Source organism: Thermogutta hypogea (genome assembly GCF_055386265.1).
In genome coordinates, this window is sequence record NZ_AP042425.1 from 4,568,962 (window position 1) to 4,583,709 (window position 14,748).

The window sequence follows — 14,748 nt, forward strand, 5'->3', positions numbered from 1 at the left end:
AGAACGGGGCCGGCAAGCGCATCGCCGCAATCAGAGAAAATTGGCCAGCACCTCGGCCGGAGCGGGGCCGTATGTCAGCGGTTCCATGGCCGCCGATGCCCGACCTTGGCTCAGACCGCGAACCGTGTTGCTGTAGCCGAACAAGTTGGCCAAGGGGGCCCGGGCCTCGATGATCGTGTTCTTCCCGCGCACGGTGGTGCGTACGATCTCCCCGCGCCGCTGCTGCAAGTCGCTGAGGACATCGCCCACGAATTCCTCGGGAACGGTGACCTCGACCTTCATGATCGGTTCCAGGAGGACCACGCCGGCCGAGCGGAGGGCCTTTTCGAAGGCATCCGCCGCGGCGAGCCGAAAGGCCAGCTCGTTGGAGTCGGTTTCGTGGATGCGGCCGCCGAGGATCGAGACTTTGACGTGCATCAAGGGAAAGCCCAGCAGGCCGCCGCCCTCGCCGTGTTGCTCCAGCGTTTCCCAAGCGGCTTTGAGGAACGGAGGGGGCAGGGCATCGCCGCACTCCGGAATGACGACCACCGCCTTGGCGCCTTGATGGAACGGCTCCATACGAATGGATAGCTCCGCCCAAAGCTGCTGGCCGCCCAGATTGCGGTGGCATTGCCCCACCGCTTCCACCGCCTTCTCGATCGTTTCCCGATAGCTGACGCGCGGTTTTTGCACACGGCAACGCAAACGGTAGTCGCGAAGCAGACGGTGGGTGATGACCTCCAAGTGCAGTTCGCCCATGCCGCTAATCAGAATTTGCCCCGTCTCCTCATTTTCCCGATAACGGAAGGTCGGGTCCTGGCGTTTCATCAGTTCCAAGACCTCGATGAGCTTCTTGCGGTCGGCGGTCGTTTCCGGCTCGATCGCCGTGTCCACCACCGTTTCCGGAAAGACGATCGATTCCAGCAGAATGGGGTGCTTGGGATCGCACAAGGTATCCCCGGTGATCGAGTACCGCATTCCCATGATGCCGACGATGTCGCCGGCTTCGACGGCCTCGATCTGCTCTCGGCGATCGGCCTGGATGCGCCACAATTGCGGCACGTTTTCCTTCTTGTTCTTGCCGGGATTCAAAACGCGGCTGTTCGCCTTGAGTCGCCCGGAATAGACCCGGACATAATCCAAGTCGCCGTAGCGTTCCGGCTGGACTTTGAAGACCAAGCCGCAAAACGGTTCGTTGACATCCGCCTTGCGGGTCAGTTTGCGGTCGGGCTTGTCCACGTCGTAACCCTCGACGGGCGGGATGTCGGCCGGGCTGGGAAGATAACGCACCACGGCGTCGAGTACCGGCTGAACACCGATTCCGTGTAGCGCCGTGCCGCACATCAAGGGCACCACCATGTTCTGGATCGTCGCCAGCCGCAAGACCTCGTGAATCAGCTCCTCGGGAACCTCTTCTTCGGATAGGAGCAGCTCGGTCATGCGGTCGCTGTAGAGCGAGAGTTGATCCAGCATCCGCATCCGCCATTGGGAAGCCGCCTCGCGGAGCGCTTCCGGAATCTCTTCCTCCAGGACCAACGCCTCTCGATCCTTCTCCTCGAAGCGCAAGGCCTTCATGCGGATCAGGTCGATGACGCCGACGAAAGGATTGGGGTAATGCGCCGGCCCGGCACCGATGGGGATGTTGATGGGCACGGGGCGGCACTCCAATCGCTCGCGGATTTCCTCCACCGTGCCTTCAAAATCCGCGCCTTCGCGGTCCATCTTGTTGACGAAGGCCAGCCGAGGAATGCGGTAGCGGTCCGCTTGACGCCAGACCGTTTCACTTTGCGCCTCAACGCCTTCCCGGGCGCTGAAGACGACCACGGCGCCGTCCAGCACGCGCAGACTCCGCTCGACCTCCGCCGTGAAATCGACGTGCCCCGGGGTATCGATCAGGTTGACGTGGTATCCTTTCCAATCGAAGGTGACGCAGGCGGCCAGGATCGTAATGCCCCGCTCTTGCTCCTCGGGGTCGTAGTCCGTCGTGGTGGTCCCTTCGTCCACCATGCCCACGCGATGGATGAAGTGACAATAGTACAACATCCGCTCGGTAAGCGTGGTCTTCCCGGCGTCGATATGGGCGACGATTCCGATATTGCGAATCAGGCTGATGTCTCGCGGCATGGCTACCTCACCGGGGGGCCGTAGCGGCCGCCCCGTCCCCTCGCCTCGCGTTCCGAAAACGGAACGCCGTGCTGTTCACGTCGTCTCCTCATGTTCGTTGGGGGCGGCGCGATGCAACCTCGCGATCACGGCTCTTCTTATCGCCCGCCTCCGCCTGCGCAAAACAACACCGCCCCGAAGGTGCTTCGGCGCGGTGTCTTGATTACCCGACAGCATTACCACGCAAAGTGCGCGAATGCTTTGTTGGCCTCGGCCATGCGGTGAACGTTCTCCCGTTTGGTGATCGCGGCTCCCTCACGCTTGTAGGCGGCATCCAACTCGGCCGCAAGTTTTTCGTGCATGGGTTTTCCCTTCCGATCACGTGCCGCCTGAAGCACCCAGCGGATGGCCAGGGACTGCTGCCGCTTCTTGTTCACCTGCATCGGCACCTGGTACGAGGCACCGCCTACCCGTCGCGATCGCACCTCGATGTTCGGCTTCACATTGTCGATGGCTTCGGTAAAGACATCGATCGGGCTCTTGTCCGGATACTTCTCGGCCAAAATATCCAGGGCCTGATAGAAGATCGCCTCGGCAATGCTCTTCTTACCGTCCCACATCATGCAGTTGATGAATTTTCCGGCCAGAAGGGACCCATATCGCGGATCCGGCTTCAGCGTGGCTTCACTGGCTGTTTTCCGTCCCATATCCCACCGTCAAAGAACCGATCCCACCGTGAAAAAACCGATCCCATTGCAATCAAGCGCCGCGAACCGGCGATCGAAAACGTACGCTCTCGTCCAAGTTGTTGCGACGAGGAGCATTCAGGGAACTACTTGCCGGGCTTCTTGGCCCCGTAACGACTGCGCGACTGCCGACGATCGGCCACGCCCGCCGCGTCACGCGTACCTCGAACGACCTGGTAACGTACGCCCGGCAGGTCGCGAATACGCCCTCCGCGGACCAGTACGATCGAGTGCTCTTGCAGGTTGTGGCCTTCCCCCGGGATATATACCGTCACTTCCTTGCCGTTGCTGAGCCGCACCCGAGCGATCTTCCGCAAAGCCGAGTTCGGCTTCTTGGGCGTCATGGTACGGACGATGAGGCACACGCCCTGCTTTTGCGGACAGCGATCTAACGCCGGAGCCTTGCTGAACTTTCTCTTCGGCCGCCGCGGTTTTCTCACTAACTGGTTGATCGTAGGCATAGCGAATGGCTTTTTGTCGATAACACCTTGAAATCAGTCGGGCCTACTGCCCCTTCCGGTTTGCCGCAAATCAGCGTCCCCGCGATCACACGTCCCCGCGATCAGGGGGCCATGGCTCGGCGGTATGCCCTCCGTGAGGCTCCGCCAAGAACGGAGGGGGAAACTCTAAGCCTACCAATTCCCCGGCCGATGTCAAGCCGCCGCGACTTGCGAATCGCCGGATGACATCCAGGGAACGGCGAAGGGCGAAGGAAAAGCAAGCGGAATTGCATCCTGGCTCGCCTTGTCAAGGTGATTAATTCCACCTCTTGTCCCAGTCGCCGCACTTTGCGCATTCCTCTCTTGTTACGCAAGTCGCCCAGGGAACGGCTGGATGCCGACCGACGGTGGGGTCATCGTCCCGGTCTCACACGCCTTCTTGGGAATCGGAAGCCTTGGCCTGGGAATCCGCGTCCGCCGGTACGTCACCGATATCGTCCAAGGAGGGGAATGGCGAGCCTCCAGTGAACATCTCCTGGGACTCCGCCGCGGAGCTTGCCGACTCCTGGGGATTGGGGATGTCTTCGAGCAACGTGAAGCGATCGGAGACTCCCGCGCTCGGACGGCGTGCCGCAAGTCGCTCCAGAGCCTCGGGCCGCAGCCGGACCTCGGCCTGTTGATACTTGCGAAAACCGGTCCCTGCCGGGATGAGGCGACCGAGAATGACGTTTTCCTTCAATCCCACCAACCTGTCCACGCGACCGGCCAAGGCGGCCTCCGTCAGGACCTTCGTCGTCTCTTGGAAGCTGGCGGCGGAGATGAAGCTGGAGCTTTGCACGGCGGCCTTGCTCACGCCGAGAAGTTGCGTGCTGGCCTCCGCCGGACGCGGCGCGACGCACTTGGCAGGCTTCTTGCCCGCCGCTTCGACCTGCGTGTTCTCCTGTTCGAAGACCTCGCGCGGCACGATCTCGTCGGGCGAGAAGTGCGTGTCCCCCGGGTCTACCACCTTGACGCACTTCGCCAGTTCCGCGTTCTTCGCCCGAAACTCGAACTTATCGATCAACGAGCCTTCCAAGAGGCCGGTATCACCGCCGTTTTCGACCCGCACCTTGCGCAGCATTTGGGCGACGATGATCTCGATGTGCTTATCGTTGATTTCCACCTTTTGCTGGCGGTACACGTTCTGGATCTCGCGGACCAGGTACTGCTGCAAGGCCTCCTCGCCGGAGATGCGAAGGATGTCGTGGGGGACCAAGGGGCCTTCCACCAAGGCGTCTCCCGCTCGGACGAAATCGCCGGTGTGCACGCGGAGGTGCTTGCCCGGCGAGACCATGTGCTCGCGTTCGATGCCGCTGTCGCTGCGGATGATGATCGTGCGTTTGCCGCGTCGTTTTTCGCCCAGCAGTTCCACCACGCCGTCGATTTCGGCCATGATGGCGGGGTCCTTGGGCTTGCGGGCCTCGAACAGCTCCGTCACCCGCGGCAGACCGCCCGTGATATCCTGAGTACCGGTCACTTCCCGCGGCTGCTTGGCCAACAACGTGCCCGGCGTTACGATTTGTCCTTCCTCGACTTCGATGTGCGCCTTTTCCGGCAAGTATTCGTAGCCCAGGATCTTGCCCGTCTCGGGGTCTTCGATAATGATCTGCGGCTGGCGGTCTCCCCGATGCTCCATGACGATGCGGCGGACGGTTCCGGCGGCATCGCGATCGGCGCGGAGGGTTTCGCCTTCGACCAGGTCCTCGAACCGGACGCGTCCTCCGACTTCGGCGATGATCGGGATGTTGTGGCGGTCCCAGTCGCACAAGACTTGTCCTGCTTCCACGCGGTGGCCGTCATCCACTTTGAGATGGGCGCCCAAGGGAACTTCGTATCCTTCCAATTCCCGGCCCTTCTCATCCAAGATCAAGAGCCGGCCGTTGCGAGAGATCGCGATGCGGTCTCCCGCCGCGTTGGTGACTACCTGCATGCGGACCAAACGCACTTGTCCTGCCTGCCGGGCGCGGACTTGCGTTTCCTCCAACGCCCGAGCGGCGGTACCGCCGATATGGAACGTCCGCATCGTCAATTGGGTGCCCGGCTCGCCGATGCTTTCCGCGGCGATGATGCCGACCGCCAGGCCTTCCTCCACCAAGCGGCCGGTGGACATGTCCATGCCGTAGCACAACGCACAGACGCCCAGGGGGGCCTCGCAGGTCAACGGACTGCGGACTTGAATTCGCTGGATGTTGTTTTCTTCGATCTTGCGGGCGATTTCCGGCGTAATCAGCTCGTTCTCGCGCACAATCACTTCGTCGGTGATGAGATTGACGATATTGGCCCGGCTGACCCGGCCGCGGATCGCTTCGGCCAAGCTGACTTCCACTTTTTCCCCGCGGTAAACGATACCCTTGGTCACGCCTTGGGTGGTTCCGCAGTCGTGCATCGTGACGACGACGTTTTGGGCCACGTCGGCCAATTTGCGGGTCAAGTAGCCGGAGTCGGCCGTCTTCAAGGCGGTGTCGGCCAAGCCTTTGCGGGCCCCGTGCGTCGAGCTGAAGTATTCGAAGACGGTCAAGCCTTCGCGGAAATTGGCCTTGATGGGCGTCTCGATGATTTCACCGGACGGCTTGCTCATCAATCCCCGCATCCCGGCCAACTGGCGCACTTGTTCGATGTTACCGCGGGCGCCGGATTCCGACATCAAATGGATGGGGTTGACGTAGCCCGGATATCGCCGGTCGTTCGCCAACAATTCTTTCAGGTCGTTGGTGATTGCTTCCCGGGCGTGCGTCCAGGCGTCCAAGACGGCGTTCTTTCGTTCGCCCTCGGTGATGATGCCGCGCTCATAGGCACGGTGCTTTTGCATGACGGTTTTTTGGGCATCGGCGATGATCTTGGCCTTGTTCGGCGGAACCAAGAGGTCGTCCGTGGCGAAGCTCAAACCGCTCAACGTCGCCTGCCGGAAACCGATCCGGTTCATGTTGTCCAAGAGGTCGATCGTGGCCGGGCGGCCCAGCAGCTCGTAGCAATCCGAGATGACTTGGGCCAACGCCTTGCCGGACATGGTCTCGTTGTAATAGTACATGCCCTTGGGCAGCATCAGGTTGAACAGGACGCGGCCGACGGTCGTCTCGATGACGGATCCCGGCGCGATGTCGGGCCGGCCCTTGACGCGCACTCCCTCCGGCAATCGCACGCGAATCTGCGCGTGCGTATCCACTTTTTTCAGGGAATGGGCCAACTCCACCTCGTCCAACGACGAGAAGATCGAGTCCTCGCCGCGACGCCCCGCCAATCCCAACGTCAAATAGTACCAACCCATGACGACGTCTTGCGAGGGACTGATGATGGGCTTGCCGTGGGCGGGGCTGAAGATATTGTGGAACGACATCAACAGCGTATGGGCCTCGACGATGGCCTCGATCGAAAGCGGCAGGTGCACCGCCATCTGGTCGCCGTCGAAGTCCGCGTTGTAGCCCTTGCACACCAAGGGGTGCAATTGGATGGCATTGCCCTCCACCAGCACCGGCTCGAACCCTTGGATGCCGATGCGGTGCAGCGTCGGGGCACGATTCAGGAGGACGGGGTGGTTCTGAATGACCTCCTCCAAGATGTCCCAAACTTCTTCGTCCCGCCGCTCCAGCATCTTCTTGGCGCTCTTGATCGTGTCGGCATGTCCCAGTTCTCGCAGGCGCCGAATGATGAAGGGCGAGTACAACTCCAACGCGATGCGTTTCGGCAAACCGCATTGGTGCAGGCGCAGGCTCGGACCGACCACGATTACGCTCCGGGCCGAATAGTCCACGCGTTTGCCCAGCAGGTTTTCGCGAAACCGACCCTGCTTGCCCTTGATCATGTCGGTCAAGGACTTGAGCGGGCGGTTGCTGGAGCCGACGACGGGCCGCTTGCAACGACCGTTGTCGAACAGGGCGTCCACCGCCTGCTGAAGCATGCGTTTTTCGTTCTTGATGATGACGTCCGGCGCGTTCAGATCGACCAGTTTCTTGAGCCGATTGTTGCGGTTGATGATCCGCCGGTACAAGTCGTTCAAGTCGCTGGTGGCGAAACTGCCCGAGTCCAACAGCACCAGCGGGCGCAAGTCCGGCGGGATGACGGGCAGCACGTCGAGTACCATCCACTCGGGTCGGTTATCGCTGTCGCGGATCGACTCCACCAGCTTCAGCCGACCGATCAACTCCTTCTTTTTCTGCTTGGAGTTGGTCTCGCCCAATTCCACACGCAAGTCGCGGGAGAGCCGGACCAGGTCCATGTCCATCAGCAGCTTGCGGATGGCCTCGGCCCCCATGTCGGCATGGAACGCCCCTTCGGGATACTCGGCCTTGGCCTGGCGGTATTCCTCCTCCGTGAGAAGTTGCAGCTTTTTGAGCGGCGTGTCGCCCGGCTCGATGACCACGTAATCCTGGTAATAGATGATCTTTTCCAGGCTGGAAACCTTCATCCCCAGGAGGGTTCCCAAACGGCTGGGGGCAGCCTTGAAGAACCAGATGTGGACGACGGGGCTGGCCAATTCGATGTGGCCCATCCGCTTGCGGCGCACGCGGCTGTGCGCGATTTTCACGCCGCAACGGTCGCAGACCATGCCTTTGTACTTCATGCCGCGGTATTTGCCGCAGGAGCACTCCCAGTCCTTTTCCGGGCCGAAGATGCGCTCGCAGAAGAGGCCGTCTTTTTCCGGCTTGTAGGTGCGGTAGTTGATCGTTTCCGGCTTCTTGACCTCGCCGAAAGACCAGCTTCGGATGTCGTGGGGGCGCGCCAAGCTGAACTTGACGGCCATGTATTCGTTCACGCGTTCGTAGGAAACGTCGGCGAAACTCACCTTGGGCACTCCTTTTTCCGAGTGAAAAGAAATCGGAGGTCGTGTTTGCGTCTATTCGGCGATAGCGGCGAAAAGTCCCCCAGCGCGCCGCGGTCACGGCCGCGCGCGGGCGGCTCGTCCGCGCAGGCGTCAAACGCTGGGGCCTTTTTCCAACTGCATGTTGAGGGCCAGGCCTCGAATCTCGTTGACCAATACGTCGAAGCTGGCGGGCGTGCCGGCCTCCAATGTGTTTTCCCCTTTGACCATCGATTCGTAGATCTTGGTGCGGCCGTCCACGTCGTCGCTCTTCACGGTCAGCAGTTCTTGCAGGATGTAGGCGGAGCCGTAGGCCTCCAACGCCCAGACCTCCATCTCCCCGAAGCGCTGGCCGCCGAATCGGGCCTTTCCTCCGAGGGGCTGCTGCGTGATGAGCGAATACGGCCCGGTCGCGCGAGCGTGGATCTTGTCGTCCACCAAGTGATGCAGCTTCAGCATATAGATGTAGCCGACGGTCACTTGCTGTTCGAAAGGCTCGCCGGTCCGGCCGTCATACAGGGTAACCTTGCCGCTTTCCGGCAGGCCGGCCTCGCGCAAGCACTCGCGAATACTGGCCTCGTCGGCGCCGTCAAAGACGGGGGTGACGGCGCGGAAGCCCAACTTCGCCGCAGCCCAGCCCAAGTGCGTCTCTAGGATTTGGCCGACGTTCATGCGGCTGGGCACCCCCAAGGGGTTGAGCAGAATCTGCACGGGCGTGCCGTCCGCCAGGAAGGGCATATCCTCCTTGGGCACGATCTTGGAGATCACGCCCTTGTTGCCGTGGCGTCCCGCCATCTTGTCGCCCACCGAGATCTGCCGCTTGGTGGCGATATAGACCTTCGCCATTTGCAAGACGCCGCTTTTCAGCTCGTCCCCCCGCTTCATGGAATTGAGCTGATGATCGCGGCTGTCGATGGCCGCCTCGACGGCGGGCCACATCTCTTCGTACACCTTCTCCACCTGCTTGCGGAGGCGTTCCGTGCGGATATCGAGGCGATCGACGCTGAATCGTTGGGCCTGTTCGGCGACGTAACGGTGTTCCTGACCCTCCACGAGGTGATTGCCTTCCTCGTCGGTCAGGCGCGTCTTCAGCACGTCCTCGATTGCGGCGACCAGCTTCCCGAAGGCTTCGGCGATCTTGGCGTTGCCCTCCGTCTCGATTTCCTTCACCCGCTCCTCGAATTCCTTGCGTTCCTCTTCGGAGAGACTCATGCGGCGGGCGAATTTCTCGGTATGGATGACGATGCCTTCCACGCCCGGCGGAACCTCCAGCGAGTCGTTCTTTACATCCTCGCCCGCCCGCCCGAAGATGGCGTGCAGGAGCTTTTCCTCGGGCGTAAGCTCCGTCTTGGACTTGGGGGTGATTTTTCCCACCAGGATGTCGCCCGGCTTGACATGCGTGCCCACCCGCACGATGCCGTTCTCGTCGAGATTGCGCAAGACCTTTTCGCTGACGTTGGGAATATCGCGTGTGAATTCCTCGCGCCCCAGCTTGGTTTCGCGGACCTCGGCGTCGAACTCCTCGATGTGGATCGAGGTGAGGACGTCCTGGTGCAACAGTTCCTCGCTGATGATGATGGCGTCCTCGAAGTTGTACCCTTCCCACGACATGAACGCCACGAGCAGATTACGGCCTAGGGCCAGTTCGCCGTTGCAGATCGCGGCGCCGTCGGCGATGACCTGGCCTTTTTCGACCTTCTGCCCCAACCGCACGATCGGCTTCTGGTTTTGGCAGGTCCGTTCGTTCAATCCCACGAACTTTTCCAGGCGATATTCGTCCGTATCGTCGATCACGATACGCTCCGCATCGACCCGGGTCACGGTCCCTGCGCGTTTCGCGCGGACCACCAGGCTGGAGTTTTCCGCCACGCGTCGTTCGAGAGCGGTTCCCACCAAGGGCGGCTCGGTCACCAAGAGCGGCACGGCCTGCCGCTGCATGTTCGATCCCATCAATGCCCGGTTGGCGTCGTCGTGTTCCAAGAAGGGGATCAACCCCGCGGAAACGCCGACGATTTGGGCGGGCGAGACGTCGATGTATTGGACGTGATCCGTGGGCACCATGATGAAGTCGCCGCGATAGCGGGCCACCAGGCTATCGGCCTGAATCTTGCCGTCGACCACGGGGGTATCGGCGGGGGCCAGGTACGCGTCGTATTCCTCGTCCGCCCGCAACCAGCGGATCTCATCCTGAAGCACCCCTTTCTTGACCACCTGATAAGGGGCGATCAAGAAGCCGTATTCATCGATCGAGCCGTAGATCGCCAGGCTGGAGATCAAGCCGATGTTCGTGCCTTCCGGCGTCTCGATGGGGCACACTCGGCCGTAGTGCGAGGCATGCACGTCGCGGACCTCGAAGCCCGCCCGCTTCCGGTTCAAGCCGCCCGGCCCCAAAGCCGACAGCCGCCGTTCGTGCGTCAACATCGAGAGCGGATTGGTCTGATCCACGACCTGCGACAGCTCTCCGCGGCCGAAGAAATACTCGATCGCGGCGGAGACGCTCTTGGCGTTGATCAGGCTCCGCGGAGTCATGTCCGCGGCGTCGCTGTAGGCCATGCGGTCTTGGACCGTGCGGCGCAGCTTCAGGAACCCCTTGCGCAATTCCTCGGACGCCAATTCGTCGATCGTCCGCACGCGGCGATTGCCCAGGTGGTCGATGTCGTCGGGTTTTGCGTCGGGATCGCCGCTCCGCAAGCGAACCAGATATTTGATGGCCGCGATATAATCCTCCGGCCGGAGGCACATTTCGTCTTCCGGCACGTCCAGTCCGAGTTTGCGGTTGATGCGGAATCGGGCCACGCGCCCTAACCGATAACGGTTCGGGTCGCGGAACTTCTCGTGGAACAAGGCTTTCGCCCGTTCTAGTTGCGCCGGGTTGCCGGGCCGCAAACGCTGATAAATCCGCAACAAGGCCTCTTCGTGGCTGGCGGTGGGGTCCTCGGCCAAGGAATTGAGGATCAGCGGGTTCTTCATGGCGGGCATGACCGCCACCGATTTCAGACCGGAAGCGCAGATTTGATCGGCGATCGTCTTGGTGATCTTCTGCCCGCACTCGACGATGATCTCGCCGGCGTTCGGGCTCTCCGCGGGATAGACGACGTCCTCAACGGCGATTTTGCCTTCCAGCTTGGACGCGCTGCGTCCGTCGATGATCGTTTCCTCCTTGATTTCGTCCCCGAAGAATGCCCGCAGGATCGCCGCATTGTCGCTGAAGGCGGGATCCATGGCGCGGAGCAGCGTCATGGCGGGAAACTTGCCGCTTTGGTCGATGCGAACGGAAAGCGTTTCGCGGCGGGAAAGCATGATTTCGACCCAGCTTCCCCGCTCGGGAATGATCCGGCAATTGTGGATCTTGCGGTCGCTGTCCTTTTCTCGTGTTTCGAGGAAATCCATGCCGGGGCTGCGGTGCAACTGGCTGACGATGACCCGTTCCGCCCCGTTGATGATGAATTCGCCGCCGCCCAGCATGATCGGCAGTTCGCCCAGAGCCACTTCCTCTTCGACGGGCTGATCCTTGGTCAGGCGCAGCCAGACCTTGATGGGGCGGCTGTATGTGAGGCGAAGTTGGCGGCACTCTTGCGGCGTGAAACGCGGCTTTCCCAGTTCGTAGCGGATGTATTCCAGCCGGATCGACTTGTCGTAAGTCTCGATGGGGAATACTTCGCGCAATAAAGCCTCCAGCCCCTGCTCCTTGCGCTTGTTCCAAGGAACGTCGGCCTGGAGGAAACGGCTGTAGGCCTCGGTTTGAATCTTACTCAATTCGGGAATCGGAAACTGGCTTTGCCGACTTCCGAAAACTCGCGTGTTGGTAGGCTCCAGACGGCGTCGTGAGGAAATCGCCATTGAGACCTCATCCTCCCAAATGCGCAGAGGCAAGAAAGAAAGAACGAGTCCGGCGCCGATTGTCGCTTTAGGACCTGCCGGGCGCAGAAAGCAACAATCGGCCCAGACTCGTCACGAATACCAGGCTCCCGCTCGAATTCGAGTCAACGCGCATCCGTAGGCATATCCGAAAAAGAAAGACGCGCTAACCTCTGATGCCCCGATTGCGGACGTCCACGCCGCCGAAACGATCGGCGAACCCATCCATCGATCACTTGATGGCGACGGTAGCGCCTTCTTTTTCCAGTGCCGCCTTGGCCTTTTCGGCCTCTTCCTTGCTGACGCCTTCCTTGACCTTGGAAGGGGCGCCCTCGACCAACTTCTTGGCGTCGGCCAAGCTGATCCCCGGGATCAAGGAGCGAACCGCCGTGATCACCTTCAGCTTGTTGGCGCCGAAGTTTTCCAGCACGACGTCGAACTCGGTCTTTTCCTGGGCGGCGGCCTGTCCGCCGGCATCGCCCGCGCCCGGCATGGCGGCCATCACCACGCCGCCGGCGGCCGGCTTGATCCCGCCCACCTGTTCCAGGTAGTCGGTCAGTTCCTTCGCCTCTTTCAGGGTGAGGCTCAAGATTTGGTCGCCCAAGTCCTTGGCCTTGGGGCTGAACTCACGAACCGCAGCGTCAGTTGCCATGATAGATCCGATCCTTTCCTCGAAAAACCCTCATTCGCTTGAGCGCCAGGTAGCCCTTCCCCCTCGCTCCAAGTTTCTCCGAATACGCTGGACGAACCCGGCGCGTCGCGTGTCGTCCGGTTCGTCGCGACACGCCGGCGTCACGCCTGGGCGGGCGCCTCGCCGTCGCCTCCTGTGGAAGCCGCTTGCTCGGCCGACGACTCCTCGGTCGCCCCCTTTTCCGAGATCTGTTTGATCTGGCCGGCCAAAGTCTGCCCGACCGCCCCGATCAATGCACTCAAATTGGCGGCCGGCGCCAAGATTTGTCCGGCGATCCTCGCCAGTACTTCTTCGCGAGACGGCCATTTGCTGATTTCCTTGACCTGCTCCGCGGTGATGCGCTCCCCTTCCATCACGCCGCCTTTCGGCGCGAACGGGGAAAAGGCTTCATCCTCGGCCAGCCGCACGACCTCTTTGGTCAAGGCCACGATGTCGGTGCCGCCCCAGCAAATGGCGGTCGGTCCTGCCACCTCCGTGAAGGCCGCCTCGAGCGGCGTCCCGGTCAGTGCTCGCCGCGCCAGGGTGTTCTTCACCACCATCACGCGGATGTTCTTTTCGGCCAATTCTCGCCGCAATCGCGTCGTCTTCGGTCCATTGAGGCCGATCACGTTGACCAACACGGCGGCGTCCACGCCGTCCAATTTCCGGCGGTAATAGTCGGTGATTTGCTGCTTAACGAACTTGCTCATGGTGACGGGAGTCCCACGCTTGGAGTTGTGTGTTCGGTCGTCCGCTCGAGATTCGCGTCGAACCTATCCTGACTTGAGAATCGATCGATCCTGATTCGCCGAAGGACGTCTGCGGACGTCAAATGCTGACGCGAATGCCGGGGCTCATGGTCGCCGAAATAGTAATTCCCCGGATGTATTGTCCTTTGACCGCCGCCGGCTTCAGGCTAATCACATGGTCGATGAACGCTCGGATGTTTTCGACCAGCTTTTGCTCTTCGAAACGGATCTTCCCTACCGGGGCGTGAACATTCCCGCCCGAATCGTTGCGGAATTCCACCTTACCGGCCTTGTACTCCCTGACGGCTTTGCCCACGTCCGGCGTGACGGTTCCCGCTCTCGGCGAGGGCATCAGACCGCGGGGGCCCAAGACCTTTCCCAGGGGACCGACGACGCCCATCATGTCGGGCGCGGCGATACAGACGTCGAACTCCAGCCACCCCCCTTTGATTTTCTCGGCCAACTCCGGCCCGCCGACCTCATCGGCACCGGCCGCCTTGGCCTCGTCCACGCGGTCGCCCTTGGCAAACACGACCACGCGAACCGTCTTGCCGAGACCGTGCGGCAGGACCACCGATCCGCGGACGATCTGATCGGCCTGCCGGGGGTCGATCCCGGTTCGGATAGCGACCTCGACCGTTTGTTCGAACTTGCGGTTGTCGAAGGACTTGAGAAGCTTGACGGCCTCGGGCAAAGGCAGCGGGGTCTTGCCCGGCGCCTTCTCCGCCATCGCCTTGTAAAGCTTGGAAACTCGAACCATGTTATGCGAACCCTTCAGGCTCTCCCGCACCGGCGACCGTCGGTCTTGCGACGCAAGCTCGCTTGGCGGTCATGAAACATAGACTCATCACATTTACGAGACGGCTCAACGCCACTTGGGGGCATGGACGTTCATGCCGGATCACCGGCGCAAGCAAGGTCAATCGACCACATCCAAGCCCATGCTCCGGGCACTTCCCTCCAGGATGCGGCGGGCGTGATCCATGTCTCGAGCATTGAGGTCGGCCATCTTGGCCTTGGCAATCTCCTCGATTTGTGCCCGGCTCACCTTCCCGACTTTTTCCTTGGGCGGATTGGACGCGCCCTTTGCGATTCCCGCCGCCTGCTTCAGCAAATCCGCGGCGACCGGACTCTTGGTTTCCAGCTCGAAACTGCGGTCGTTGTAAACGCGGACCACAACGGGGATCCGCATGCCCAAGTGCTGGCGGGTCCGCTCGTTGAACTGCTGCACGAATTGCCCGAGGTTGATCCCGAAACGACCGAGCGAGGTTCCCACAGGCGGGGCGGGAGTCGCCTGTCCGCCCGGAACGTGGAATTTCGCCACACCGACCAGTTGTTTAGCCATACTACCGTTCCAGTCCTATGCCGA

Annotated in this window: 9 protein-coding genes; all 9 read right to left on the reverse strand. The window is 61.4% G+C overall.

Annotated elements, in window-relative coordinates; translation table 11 throughout:
- Nucleotides 1-30 precede the first annotated feature (30 nt).
- The gene (gene fusA / locus ACZ5B4_RS16420; RefSeq protein ID WP_464912312.1) at nucleotides 31-2,103 is read right to left on the reverse strand and encodes an elongation factor G; all 2,073 of its coding nucleotides are present in this window, start codon (nucleotides 2,101-2,103) and stop codon (nucleotides 31-33) included.
- A gap of 215 nt (nucleotides 2,104-2,318) precedes the next feature.
- Complete coding sequence (rpsG, locus tag ACZ5B4_RS16425) at nucleotides 2,319-2,789, reverse strand: 30S ribosomal protein S7 (protein ID WP_464912313.1); 471 nt, start codon at nucleotides 2,787-2,789, stop codon at nucleotides 2,319-2,321.
- Between the two features lie 125 nt (nucleotides 2,790-2,914).
- A complete protein-coding gene (gene rpsL, locus ACZ5B4_RS16430) occupies nucleotides 2,915-3,289 on the reverse strand; it encodes a 30S ribosomal protein S12 (protein WP_460184473.1) in 375 nt (124 codons plus the stop codon).
- 406 nt (nucleotides 3,290-3,695) lie between these two features.
- Nucleotides 3,696-8,087, reverse strand: a complete 4,392-nt coding sequence (gene rpoC, locus ACZ5B4_RS16435; RefSeq protein ID WP_464912314.1) for a DNA-directed RNA polymerase subunit beta' — start codon at nucleotides 8,085-8,087, stop codon at nucleotides 3,696-3,698.
- 129 nt (nucleotides 8,088-8,216) lie between these two features.
- Complete coding sequence (rpoB, locus tag ACZ5B4_RS16440; protein ID WP_464912315.1) at nucleotides 8,217-11,942, reverse strand: DNA-directed RNA polymerase subunit beta; 3,726 nt, start codon at nucleotides 11,940-11,942, stop codon at nucleotides 8,217-8,219.
- A gap of 250 nt (nucleotides 11,943-12,192) precedes the next feature.
- Nucleotides 12,193-12,612, reverse strand: a complete 420-nt coding sequence (gene rplL / locus ACZ5B4_RS16445; protein ID WP_464912316.1) for a 50S ribosomal protein L7/L12 — start codon at nucleotides 12,610-12,612, stop codon at nucleotides 12,193-12,195.
- 140 nt (nucleotides 12,613-12,752) lie between these two features.
- Nucleotides 12,753-13,340 (reverse strand): 50S ribosomal protein L10, encoded by a 588-nt coding sequence (gene rplJ / locus ACZ5B4_RS16450; protein WP_464912317.1) that lies wholly within the window; start codon nucleotides 13,338-13,340, stop codon nucleotides 12,753-12,755.
- 118 nt (nucleotides 13,341-13,458) lie between these two features.
- On the reverse strand, nucleotides 13,459-14,139 hold the full coding sequence (rplA, locus tag ACZ5B4_RS16455) for a 50S ribosomal protein L1 (protein ID WP_464912318.1): 681 nt from the start codon (nucleotides 14,137-14,139) through the stop codon (nucleotides 13,459-13,461).
- Nucleotides 14,140-14,298: 159 nt separating this feature from the next.
- A complete protein-coding gene (gene rplK / locus ACZ5B4_RS16460) occupies nucleotides 14,299-14,724 on the reverse strand; it encodes a 50S ribosomal protein L11 (RefSeq protein ID WP_464912319.1) in 426 nt (141 codons plus the stop codon).
- Nucleotides 14,725-14,748 lie beyond the last annotated feature (24 nt).

Bases quoted from the DNA above. Each gene is read 5' to 3' on its own strand.
- rplA (WP_464912318.1), bottom strand. From the start codon at position 14,139: ATGGTTCGAGTTTCCAAGCTTTACAAGGCGATGGCGGAGAAGGCGCCG.
- rplJ (WP_464912317.1), bottom strand. From the start codon at position 13,340: ATGAGCAAGTTCGTTAAGCAGCAAATCACCGACTATTACCGCCGGAAA.
- rplL (WP_464912316.1), bottom strand. From the start codon at position 12,612: ATGGCAACTGACGCTGCGGTTCGTGAGTTCAGCCCCAAGGCCAAGGAC.
- fusA (WP_464912312.1), bottom strand. From the start codon at position 2,103: ATGCCGCGAGACATCAGCCTGATTCGCAATATCGGAATCGTCGCCCAT.
- rpsG (WP_464912313.1), bottom strand. From the start codon at position 2,789: ATGGGACGGAAAACAGCCAGTGAAGCCACGCTGAAGCCGGATCCGCGA.
- rpoB (WP_464912315.1), bottom strand. From the start codon at position 11,942: ATGGCGATTTCCTCACGACGCCGTCTGGAGCCTACCAACACGCGAGTT.
- rplK (WP_464912319.1), bottom strand. From the start codon at position 14,724: ATGGCTAAACAACTGGTCGGTGTGGCGAAATTCCACGTTCCGGGCGGA.
- rpsL (WP_460184473.1), bottom strand. From the start codon at position 3,289: ATGCCTACGATCAACCAGTTAGTGAGAAAACCGCGGCGGCCGAAGAGA.